The 554-nt window shown below is 24.0% G+C and carries 1 protein-coding gene; it reads left to right on the top strand.

The features are described 5' to 3' along the window. Positions 1–88 precede the first annotated feature (88 nt). On the top strand, positions 89–554 hold a 466-nt coding region (locus tag HMPREF9073_RS10295), incomplete at its 3' end, for a hypothetical protein (RefSeq protein WP_009413686.1).

The raw sequence follows: 554 nt of genomic DNA, 5'->3' as shown, positions 1-554 counted from the left end.
TATTTAAAATAGATTATAAAAGTAGTTTCAATTTCACTACAAAATTGGAAACCTTTTATCAGTACAGAACTTATAATCCTTTTACATTATGATGAAAATTATTATTTCTACATTTTTATTCTTTTGTCTGTGTGCTTGTAGTGTTATTTATAATAAAAAATCTTTTGTATTTAGTAATACACTCAGCGAAAGAAAATTAAGAACAAATGGATATTATTATCATGTTTACAATCTTGATAAAGAATATATGCGACAAAAAGGTGTATATATCAATATGCAACTTTTTTTAGATAATGGATATACTTATGTTGTCAAAAATGGTTTTGGAGATTACTGTGGTGATTTAATAGAGAAGGAATGTGCTGTTAAAGCCTCAGAATATATGTTAGATAAAAATATAAATGAGTTTTTAGAAGAAACTGATAAACAAAGTAATAGAAATTATCATATTTGGAATTGGGGAAAATATCATATTCAAAATGATACTATAGTTGTAAAATGGTTTTATAACAGTTTTGGTGACTATTTTTTAGTAGAAGAAAAAGGCATTGTAA

Origin of the sequence: Capnocytophaga sp. oral taxon 326 str. F0382, assembly GCF_000318295.1 — a bacterium.
GTDB classification, from domain to species: Bacteria; Bacteroidota; Bacteroidia; order Flavobacteriales; family Flavobacteriaceae; genus Capnocytophaga; species Capnocytophaga periodontitidis.
The sequence above is the reverse complement of the archived record's forward strand: the minus strand, read 5'-3'. Positions and strand labels throughout refer to the sequence as shown.